Raw genomic sequence first — 7,853 nt, 5'->3', positions numbered from 1 at the left:
CTAGTACTACAGTTGCGGTTGCAGGCGTTTTCTTCGGTGGCAGTGAGCTGCAACAGACTGGTGTATTCGTCTCCATCGGGACCATGCCCAGATTGCGGCGGGATGGGTCTTGGTTGCGAGGATGAGCTTCGCGATGAGCCGTCGGATTTCCGGAGTTGTGAGGAGGCCCTGAAGTAAGCGCGTCATGCTGCCCGTCGGTACGGACTCGTTTTGTCCCGTTTGCCTGGGTCGCCGAGTTCGGGTTGAGCGTGGATCCAGGCGGCGCGGCGCTGATCGGCGGCGAGCTTGGCGAGGAATGCTGCGGCGGCCATGACCAGCGTCATGTGGCGATGCCAGCCATGCCAGGAGCGGGCCTCGCAATGATCGAGACCGAGATCATCCTTGGCGCGCAGGAAGCATTCCTCAATAGTCCAGCGCAGGCCCGCGGCTCCAGCCAGTTCCGCGAGCGAAGCCCCTTCGCGCGCATGAGCGAAATAGTAGGCAATCTCGTCGGGTTTCTTGAGGCTGCGGCGGAAAAGCAGCCAGCGTTCGAAACCGTCTTGCGTTGTCCAGTTCAATGGCAGGCGTGCCCAGTGATACAGCCGTGGCCCCTTGGCGCCTTCACCCGCCGACAGAGCATGCCAGGCACCTGCTTCGAGCTCCCCTGCCAGATAAGCGGGATCGTTCTGGACAAGGCCTTCATGCGTGAGGAACCGCAGATGCTGGTTGGAACGCACCGCCAGGACATAGGGCTGACCGCGATCCTCCAGCATGCGGCGCAACTTGTAATCCGAGCCATAGAGCGCATCGGCCAGCACCCAGGCGCAGGAGATTCCGGCATCCAGGGCGGCGGCGATCATCTCGCGCGCCATGGCCGGCTTGGTGGAGAAGGCAATATCCTCCGGCACGCTCGCCTTCCGGCGACGTTCGCTGTCCTCGGCCCAGAACTGGGGGAGATAGAGCCGGCGATCGATCAGGGCGTGACCGTAGCGACTGGCATAGCCCAGAAACACGCCGACCTGGCTGTTCTCGATCCGCCCGGCCGTACCCGAATATTGCCGCGCCACCCCAACCGAATGCGCACCTTTCTTCACAAAACCCGTCTCATCCACAACAAGAACGCCGTCGTTGTCGCCAAGCGCGGTCATGACGTAATCCTGCACGCGCTCACGCAGCACATCGGCCGACCAGGCGCTTCGGCCGAGCAGCGACTGGATCCGATAGGGCCGATCCAGCCCCGCCTCCTCTGCCAGCATCCATCCCGTCTTGCGCTCCGCGCCCGAAAGCAGCCCGTCGATGAAAGCTCCGGCCGAGGCCCGCGTCTCCGCCCGGCCCAGCGCCGGCGCAAGATGCGCCTTCAACTCGTCAAACGCTGCTCGCCAATCAGCCAGCGTCCCCGCCCACTCCGCAACCGCCATGATCCAATCCTCCGCTGACCACGCGCAGAGAATCAGAAAACGACTTCAAATGCAACTGTAGTACTAGAGAGTTAAGGTGACGCCTCCTGCTCCGATCTTCATCGGGTGGTTGCCTCGACGGCACGGCGCCGGTTGAGAATGAACCCGCCGGCCACAGCGACGATCATCAGCAACTGGGCGCCCATCGACTGCACGGTCGGGAAGATGCCGAGCATAGAAACACGAATTCCACCGCCAAGCGGCGCAATGTCGATGATGCCGGCTTCCTGCAGCGCGGCCACGCCCTTGCCGGCGAGCACGATGGTGAGGAGCGCCATCAGCCAGGCGCTATAGGCGAAGAACTTCGCGATCGGCAGGTCGCGACTGTAGCGCAGCATCGCCCAGGCAACGAGGCCGAGCAGCAGGACCGCCGAGCCGGCGCCTGCCAGCATGATACCGCCATTGCCCTGGGTCCAGAGCGCTGCATAAAACAGAATGGTCTCGAACACCTCGCGATAGACGACGATGAAGGCCAGGCCGAACAGGAACCAGGCCGACTGCCGCGATAGAGCGCGTGACATCTTTTCTCGGATGTAGCGCTGCCATTGGTCCGCCTGGGCCTTGCCGTGCATCCAGATTCCCACGGAGAGCAGGACGACGGCGGCGAACAGCGATCCAAACCCTTCGGTGAGCTCCCGGCTCGCGCCACTGATTCCGATCGCGTAGGTTGCGATCGCCCAGGTCACGGCGCCTGCGGCCAGTGCCCCGATCCAACCACCATGAACATAGGGCAGCACTTCGGGGCGCTCGGCCTTACGCAAGAAGGCGATCATAGCGACGACGATCAGCAGCGCTTCCAGCCCCTCGCGGAGCAGGATGGTAAGAGCGCCGATGAAAGTCGATGCGCTGCTCGCGGCATCCGGTGACAGTGCGGCTTCCGCGTCGTCGAACAGACCATCGAGCACCTGGACGCGCGTGGCTACCTCGTCAGCGGGGCGGCCTTGCTGGAGCGATGCGCGAAATTCGCCCATGGCGCTCTCGATATGCCCCATGAGCGTCGCATCGCGCGCGGTCAGCATCGGCTCGAGCGGCTCGAACCCGTCGAGATAGGCGGAGAGCGCGAGTTCCTGGGCAGCGTGGCGGTCGCCCGCGCGGTAGGCCGCGAGGCTCAGTCCAAGCTTCGCGCGCGCGACGTCGAGCGAGCCGGGGGCGTGCTGAACCACGGCGTCAGGGTGGCGGCGCAGATAGGCAATGACCGCATCAGCCTTGTCGGCTCCCACGTCCTTGGCGAGGGCTTCCGGGGTCAGTCCGGCCAGCGCTGTCAGGTCGGGAATCCGCTGACGAAGGCCGGGATCGGCTTTCCAGAGTCGTTCACCTTCCTTGGCAGCCGCATCGGAAAAGGCGAAATGCCCAGCATAAAAGGCGAGTGCCCATCGATCATCGGTCGGAAGCGATGAAAAGCTCTGCATCGCGGTGCCATCGATGCCCTGATCTATCACCTGATACAACGCGAAGGGGCTGCGCTGGCGAGCGCGGGTAACATCGGTGAACGCGATCGGCGGGGTGGCGAGCTTGGCGGCATTCGGGCTACGGCCATCGCCAGCAGCACCGTGGCAGCTCGAGCAATTCTGGGCGAAGAGCGTCGCACCGCGGGCAAAATCGGGTGCCTTGGTCGGAGCAAGCGGGACCGGATAGGCTTTGAGCAGATCGGCGGCGAGACCATGGGCAAGATCGGCAACCTGGTTCGGTGAGCCTTTGGCGGCCACGACCGCCTGAAGCCGTGCCGCACGATCGATAAGCTTGCTGCGCTCGGGTGTTGGCGGCAGCGCGGCGAGACGCGCAGAGACCGACGCTGCAAACTCGGTCATTTCGCTATACTCGGACGCGCTCTTGATCTTGCCGCCGGAGACCGCGCCGCCATAGTCGACCGCCATATAATCGAGCAGCCGCCATGCGGTCTGAACGTCAGCCGTTTCGGCTTGGGCTATGGCGCTTGCGCCCAATGCACAGGCCGCAGCACCAAGCACCGCCAACATGCGGAGCACCCATCGGTGGAGTGAGGGTGCTCGCCCGCGAATCGACAAAAGGCGGAGGCTGCTTGAGGACATAAACATCCGCTTCCTTTAGACCCTCTAGCCCCTAGAGGGTCAAGCAGTTTTTGCGACTTGTTTGCATTAGCGTAGCTAACCGCGAAAGCAATCCTGAGTCTGCCGCCCCTCCTAACCGCCCGCCGCGGAATCCGGCGCCAGGGTTTCGATGATACGGCATTCCGAAATGGTGCCGTGCCGACACTGGACGATCACGCTGCTCAGTTCAGACCGTAGAGTATTCAGATCCCGAAGCTTTCGGTCGATCTCGGCCAGATGTTCGCGGGCGATCATGTCCACGGCCTTGCACGAGATGTCCTTCTGGTCAGCGAGCTTGAGAAGCTCCTGGACCTGGCTGATCGAGAAACCCAGCGCGCGTGCGCGGCGGATGAAGCTGAGCCGGGCAAGATGCTGCGCCGAGTAGGCCCGATAATTGCCCTTCGTCCGCCCCGGTGGGGGAAGCAAGCCCACACTCTCATAGTAGCGAATTGTCTCTACCTTCGTTCCGGTCGCGGTGGCGAGCTTTCCGATGCTGAGTAGCTCGACGGACATATCGTTTGACCCTCTAGTGACTTCAGGCTTTATAGAGGATGTCATGTCGAAGAGTCGAGGTGACGATATGGTCGAGCAAACCGACGCGCGCGCTATAGCGATGGAGCGCTGGTGGCGCTTCAAGGTCCGCGGGCTCGACTGCCAGAATGAGGTTCGCCTTCTCAAGGAGGTCCTCGTCCCCCTTATCGGAGACGAGCAGCGTCTGTCGTTCCAGCCGAAGCACGGTTTCCTTGATGTCGACGTCGACTCCGGCATTGGGGTGGAGGCAGTGATCGAGGCCGTAGCGACCACCGGGATGACAGCCGAATTGCTAACCGCGAATGCGTTCACCGAAGATAAAGCAGAGGCGGGCGGTTGCAGCGGCTGCTCGAGCGAACCGGCGCCTGTCGAACAGATGCTTTCCGACCGTCCGGACAGTGTCATCTTCAAGATCCACGGCATGGACTGCGGTGACGAAGTCGCGGTTCTCAAGCGCGAAGTCGGGCCGGTTGTTGGGTTGGGGAACCTGTCGTTTGATCTTATCAATGGCCGCATGTCGGTCGCAGGTGCTGCTGACGCCGAGCATCATGCCGCAATATTGAAGGCGGTCGAGCGCACCGGTATGCGCGTCGAACTCTGGAAAGACGGCGAGAAGAGTGCCGGTGCGCAAACCGAGCAGCGTCGGCGCCGCATCCAGGCGGCGCTGACGATCGCCAGCGGCGTGTTGGTCGCGGCGGGCTTTGCGATCCATGTCCGCACGAGCGGCCTCGCAGCGGTGCTGCACGAGAGTCTGGCGCGAGAGGCTCATCCACCCCTCCTCGCCATGCTCGCCTATTCCCTGGCGATCCTCGCGGCGGTTCGGTACGTCGCCCCCAAGGCGGTCCTCGCGGCGCGGCGGCTCCGGCCGGATATGAACCTGCTCATGATCGTCGCGGTGGCGGGTGCCCTTGGGATCGGCCAATGGTTCGAAGCGGCGACGGTCGCGTTCTTCTTCGCTCTTGCGCTAGCGCTCGAAGCATGGAGCCTCGGACGTGCCCGCCGCGCCGTCGCCGCACTCATGGACATCGCGCCCGACACTGCCCGGATACGGGATGCCGCAGGCGTCGAGAAGGATGTGCCGGTCGCTGACGTCGCGGTCGGTACACAGGTTATCGTTCCGCCCGGCGGAAAGATTCCGCTCGACGGACGCGTAGTTGCTGGGACGAGCGCGGTCGATCAGGCGCCGATTACGGGCGAGAGCGTCCCCGTCGCCGTCGCGTATGGCGCAACGGTCTTTGCCGGGACCATCAACGGCATGGGCGCGATCGAGATCGTAACAACGCGGCCGGCCTCCGACACGACACTGGCCCGCATTGTCCGTATGGTCGGCGAGGCCCAGAGCAAGCGGGCGCCGACCGAGCAGTGGGTGGAACGCTTCGCGCGGATTTACACGCCGGTCGTGATGGCGCTTGCGCTAGCGGTATTCCTCGTGCCACCGCTCCTGCTCGGGGGGAGCTGGGCCGCCTGGTTTTATCAGGCGCTGGTGCTGCTGGTCATCGCCTGCCCTTGCGCCCTGGTCATCTCGACCCCCGTCAGCATCGTCGCGGGGCTGACCGGCGCGGCCAGGCAGGGCGTGCTGGTCAAGGGCGGCGTCCATCTCGAGACGCCTGCCCGTATCACCGCGATCGCCATGGACAAGACGGGGACGCTCACGCTTGGACGTCCCAAGGTGGTCGAACTGGTCTCGCTTGGCGGCCGGGACGAGCTAGAACTGCTGGCGGTTGCTGCTGCCGTCGAAGCACGAAGCGAGCACCCTATTGCACGCGCAATCCTCGATGCCGCGGCGGAACGCGGTGTTGGGGTGGTCCCCGCAAAGGCCGTGACGGCGTTGCCCGGCAAAGGCGTCATTGGCACGATCGATGGCCGCGAGGTCTGGGTCGGATCCCCGGGCTATCTTGGCGAACGACTTGGGGACGCAGGCGGTGAAGCGCTTTCCGCACAGCTGCAGCGCATAGCCGCAGCAGGGCTGACCGGGCTCATTGTCGGTGAGGCGGAGGTAGTCATCGGCTTGATTGCGGTCGGCGACGCGGTGCGCCCCGAGGCCAGGCAGATCGTCGCGCAACTGCATGAGCTTGGCATCGCGCAGATCGTCATGTTGACCGGAGACAGTCATGCGCCTGCCCAGGCCATCGCGCGTGACACCGGCGTGGACGAGATTCACGCCGAACTGCTTCCCGAACAGAAGGTCGCGGCGATAGAAAGGCTGGTGGCGCAGCACGGACTTGTCGCCATGGTCGGTGACGGCGTCAACGACGCGCCGGCGATGGCGCGCTCGGGCCTCGGTATCGCCATGGGCGCGATTGGCAGCGATGCAGCGATCGAAACGGCGGATATCGCGCTGATGCAGGACGATCTCTCCCGCCTGCCGTGGCTCATTCGGCATTCGAGGGCGACGCTCGCCGTGATCCGGCAGAACATCGGCTTCTCGCTGGCGGTAAAGCTTGTTTTCGCAGGCATGACACTGATCGGCATGGCGTCGCTCTGGGGCGCCATCGCTGCGGATGTCGGCGCTTCGCTGCTGGTCGTGCTCAACGGTATGCGCCTTGTCGGTCGCGATCAGCGGGTTCGATAATTCGGCTACCCAGGCAGCGAAGCGGCGATCTTCGCTTACCCACCACCGAGAAGGACTGTACTGATATGGCCGGACAATGTGCCGCGGGCATCGACACGGGCTTCGTGACACTGGGCTATGCCAAGGTCGCCATACTGGGAGTGGTGCAAGGCATCACCGAACTTCTGCCGATTTCGTCAACAGCCCATATGCGGGTCGTCCCGGCTCTGTTGGGATGGCGGGATCCCGGCTCGGCTTTTTCAGCCGCGATGCAGCTTGCAGCACTCGCCACGGTGATCAGCTATTTCTGGCAGGATGTACGCCGCCTGGTACTTGGCTCGGGGTCGGCAATCGTCCGCCGGCAGTTCGCCGATCCCAACCTCCGTCTGGCAATCTGGATCGCTCCCGCGACGGCCCCGATCGTACTGGCGGGCGCCTTTCTGTCGAACAGCCTCAACACCACTTCGGGTTCGATACCAGGCTGCTCACTATCGGAACAATAAAGGTCGGCCACTTCGTCCGCAGCCAAGTCAGGTCAAGGACACCATCGACCCGGACCAAAATATGCTCATCCGGGATCAGATCACTAAGGCTACCCGCAAAAAACTCGAACTATTCCGCCTTGCGCTCGCCTAACATCGACCGCCTCTATGACAACCACAAAGCCAGTGAAACGCGTAACGCTGCCTTTTTCACAGCCCCCGCGCCCACTTCATGAGCAATGCACTGGCCAACGTCGGCAAGAGCGGGCGCTACATGGCTCTTGAAACAATGGCCCCGGTGAGCGACAATCCCATCGTCATGCTCTCGGGTGTGCCCGGAACATGACCTGCCCTGGCTGACGCCGGATAACGCGGTGATCACCCCCAGCTACACCACTTAGCGTAATCGCCATGATCCAATTGGGGCCTCCACTGCTGCATGATGGATCAGTCGCTCCGGCACCGGGTCGGAGTCTCAGCAGGGAGGTTACGATGGAAATGTTTACTGCGCTGGACGTGTCGCAAGAAGATACGGCGATCTGCGTGGTAACTTCGGATGGTACGATGGTAGCTGAGGCAAAAGTGCCGACCTGCCCCGATGTCATTGCCGACTGGTTGGCTAGGTGTCTGGTTGCGATATGTCATTGGCATAATACAAGATATCGTCGACTTGAGTCATAAGTGCCTATAATCATGTCATGCCCTTCAGTTGACGATCATATCGATGGTCGGAAGGAGGAGGTCGCTGGCTTTGGCGGCGAATGGCTCGCGATACCGATATGTCCGG

The 7,853-nt window shown here is 63.1% G+C and carries 5 protein-coding genes; 2 read left to right on the top strand and 3 right to left on the bottom strand.

From position 1 onward, the window contains the following. Nucleotides 1-182: 182 nt before the first annotated feature. The 3 genes from SR3_RS25745 to SR3_RS25735 all read right to left on the bottom strand — a co-directional run bounded on the left by SR3_RS25745 (nt 183) and on the right by SR3_RS25735 (nt 4,015). Nucleotides 183-1,397 carry an IS701 family transposase gene (locus SR3_RS25745; RefSeq protein ID WP_218018888.1) on the bottom strand — a complete coding sequence of 405 codons (1,215 nt, stop codon included), beginning with the start codon at nt 1,395-1,397 and terminating at the stop codon, nt 183-185. A 98-nt stretch (nt 1,398-1,495) separates the two neighbouring features. After that, entirely contained in the window at nt 1,496-3,412 is a 1,917-nt protein-coding gene (locus SR3_RS25740) for a cytochrome c/FTR1 family iron permease (RefSeq protein ID WP_068092672.1), read from the bottom strand. 183 nt (nt 3,413-3,595) lie between these two features. After that, on the bottom strand, nt 3,596-4,015 hold the full coding sequence (locus SR3_RS25735) for a MerR family transcriptional regulator (RefSeq protein WP_068092670.1): 420 nt from the start codon (nt 4,013-4,015) through the stop codon (nt 3,596-3,598). Between the two features lie 67 nt (nt 4,016-4,082). On the opposite strand from SR3_RS25735, the gene SR3_RS25730 reads away from it, so the two are divergent. Together SR3_RS25730 and SR3_RS25725 are read left to right on the top strand one after the other, a co-directional pair. Further along, nucleotides 4,083-6,605: a heavy metal translocating P-type ATPase gene (locus SR3_RS25730; RefSeq protein ID WP_245654100.1), complete on the top strand. Its 2,523-nt coding sequence runs from the start codon at nt 4,083-4,085 to the stop codon at nt 6,603-6,605. 65 nt (nt 6,606-6,670) lie between these two features. Further along, on the top strand, nt 6,671-7,087 hold the full coding sequence (locus SR3_RS25725) for an undecaprenyl-diphosphate phosphatase (RefSeq protein ID WP_307564375.1): 417 nt from the start codon (nt 6,671-6,673) through the stop codon (nt 7,085-7,087). Nucleotides 7,088-7,853 lie beyond the last annotated feature (766 nt).

Source organism: Novosphingobium rosa NBRC 15208 (assembly GCF_001598555.1).
GTDB classification, from domain to species: domain Bacteria; phylum Pseudomonadota; class Alphaproteobacteria; order Sphingomonadales; family Sphingomonadaceae; genus Novosphingobium; species Novosphingobium rosa.
The sequence above is the reverse complement of the archived record's forward strand: the minus strand, read 5'-3'. Positions and strand labels throughout refer to the sequence as shown.

Coding starts and splice junctions, on each gene's coding strand:
- SR3_RS25745 (WP_218018888.1), bottom strand. CDS start 1,397: ATGGCGGTTGCGGAGTGGGCGGGGACGCTGGCTGATTGGCGAGCAGCG.
- SR3_RS25740 (WP_068092672.1), bottom strand. CDS start 3,412: ATGTTGGCGGTGCTTGGTGCTGCGGCCTGTGCATTGGGCGCAAGCGCC.
- SR3_RS25735 (WP_068092670.1), bottom strand. CDS start 4,015: ATGTCCGTCGAGCTACTCAGCATCGGAAAGCTCGCCACCGCGACCGGA.
- SR3_RS25730 (WP_245654100.1), top strand. CDS start 4,083: ATGGTCGAGCAAACCGACGCGCGCGCTATAGCGATGGAGCGCTGGTGG.
- SR3_RS25725 (WP_307564375.1), top strand. CDS start 6,671: ATGGCCGGACAATGTGCCGCGGGCATCGACACGGGCTTCGTGACACTG.